The organism is Streptomyces sp. NPDC048383 (assembly GCF_040651775.1).
Taxonomy (GTDB): Bacteria; Actinomycetota; Actinomycetes; order Streptomycetales; family Streptomycetaceae; genus Streptomyces.
In genome coordinates this window covers 1-2,044 of sequence record NZ_JBEZKS010000145.1, presented here as the reverse complement: position 1 = coordinate 2,044, position 2,044 = coordinate 1, and the positions used below count along the sequence as shown (strand labels likewise).

Genomic DNA, 2,044 nt, shown 5'->3' with positions numbered 1-2,044 from the left:
GCCTCCGGCGTCCTGCGCGTCGGCGAAGCCGTCACCGTCCTGCCGTCGGGCCGGACCTCCGTCATCGAGGGCATCGACGCCCTCGGCGAGAGCGTGGACATCGCCCGGTCCCCGCAGTCGGTGACGCTGCGCCTCAAGGACGACATCGACATCTCCCGCGGCGACCTCATCGCCCCCACCACGGCCGCCCCGGCGACCACCCGGCAGATCACCGCGACGGTCTGCCACGTCGCCGACCGGCCGCTCACCGTCGGGCAACCCGTCCTCGTCAAGCACACGACGCGGACGGTCAAGGCGATCGTCAAGGAGATCCCCTCCCGGCTGACCCTCGACGACCTGTCCCAGCACCCGAACCCCGGCCGGCTCGTCGCCAACGACATCGGCCGCGTCGTCGTCCGCACGGCCGAGCCCCTCGCGCTCGACGCGTACGCCGACTCGCGCCGCACCGGGTCCTTCCTGCTGATCGACCCCGCCGACGGAACGACCCTGACCGCGGGCATGGCGGGCGACGCCTTCACCGCGCACGCCGAGAACGAACGGACCCCCTGACCATGCCCCCACCACACCAACCGCCCCGCCCGCCCCGTCGACGCCGTCCGCGCCGTGCCGCCGCGCTCTGCCTGCTCCTCCTCGCCTGCGCCGCCACCTCCTGCGGCTACGGTTCCAAGGCCGACGGGCCGACGGGCGGCCCGGTGCCGGTCGCCGCCGTCGGGGAGAAGCTCTCGGCGGACTCCGTACGGATCGGCCACTTCCCCAACCTGACCCACGCCACCGCGCTGGTCGGCGTACGCGAAGGCCTGATCCAGCGGGAACTGGGCGGGACGGCCCTGAAGACCGTCACCTTCAACGCGGGTCCGGCCGAGATCGAGGCCCTCAACGCCGGCGCCGTCGACATCGGGTTCATCGGGGCCTCGCCCGCCGTCAACGGCTACGTGAAGTCCAAGGGATCCAACCTGCGGATCATCTCCGGCGCGGCGTCCGGCGGCGTCAAACTCGTCGTGAACCCGGAGAGGATCAAAACCCTCGACGACCTCAAGGGCCGCCGCATCGCCACCCCCCAACGCGGCAACACCCAGGACGTCGCCCTGCTGAACTGGATCTCCGCGCGCGGCTGGAAGGTCGACGCGGCCAGTGGCCGGGGGGACGTCTCCGTCGTCCGTACGGACAACACGGTCACTCCGGACGCCTACCGGTCCGGCGCCGTCGACGGCGCCTGGGTACCGGAGCCGACCGCCTCCAGGCTGGTCGCCGAAGGCGGCAGGGTCCTCCTCGACGAGCGGGACCTGTGGCCCGGCGGCCGGTTCGTGATCACGAACGTGATCGTGTCGCAGACGTTCCTCAAGGAACATCCGGACGTGGTCGAAGCCGTCCTGCGCGGCACCGTGAAGACCAACGCGTGGATCAACGCCGACCCGGACCGCGCCAAGGCCTCCGCCAACGCCGCGCTGAAGTCCCTGACCGGCAAGGCACTGGAGGCCGACGTCATCGACCGGGCCTGGCCGGGGATCCTCGTCACCGACGACCCCCTCGCCGCGTCCCTGCGGGCCCAGGCCGACCACGCGGTCACCGCGGGCCTGTTGGAGCGGCCCGACCTGACCGGCATCCACGACCTCGGGCCGCTGAACAAGGTCCTCGGTTCCCTGCACCTGCCCCCCGTCACCCTCACGGGTCCGGGCACCGACGACCAAAGGAGGTGACCGGCGATGGCGACCGCTCTCATCAACGCGGAGAACACCACGGCGGTCCGCAGCGCCGTCCGCGTCGAGCACGTCTCGAAGTCCTTCTCCGGCCCCGCCGGCTCACAGCTCGTCCTCGACGACATCACCCTCGACGTCGCCCCCGGCGAGTTCGTCACCCTCCTCGGCGCCTCGGGCTGCGGCAAGTCGACCCTCCTCAACCTGGTCGCGGGCCTGGACGAGCCGTCCGCCGGATCGATCGCCACCCCCGAAGGCCGGCCCGCCCTGATGTTCCAGGAGCACGCCCTCTTCCCGTGGCTCACCGCGGGCAAGAACATCGAACTCGCCCTGCGCCTGCGCGGCGTCCC

Annotated in this window: 2 protein-coding genes and 1 pseudogene; all 3 read left to right on the top strand. The window is 72.1% G+C overall.

Features of this window, described 5'->3' with window-relative positions; genetic code table 11:
* Positions 1 to 549, top strand: a pseudogene (locus AB0D46_RS38485) (hypothetical protein); the annotation flags it as partial.
* A 2-nt stretch (positions 550 to 551) separates the two neighbouring features.
* On the top strand, positions 552 to 1,697 hold the full coding sequence (locus AB0D46_RS38480) for an aliphatic sulfonate ABC transporter substrate-binding protein (RefSeq protein ID WP_362884749.1): 1,146 nt from the start codon (positions 552 to 554) through the stop codon (positions 1,695 to 1,697).
* 6 nt (positions 1,698 to 1,703) lie between these two features.
* Positions 1,704 to 2,044 (top strand): ATP-binding cassette domain-containing protein (locus tag AB0D46_RS38475; protein ID WP_362884748.1); only part of this gene is annotated, 341 nt, incomplete at its 3' end.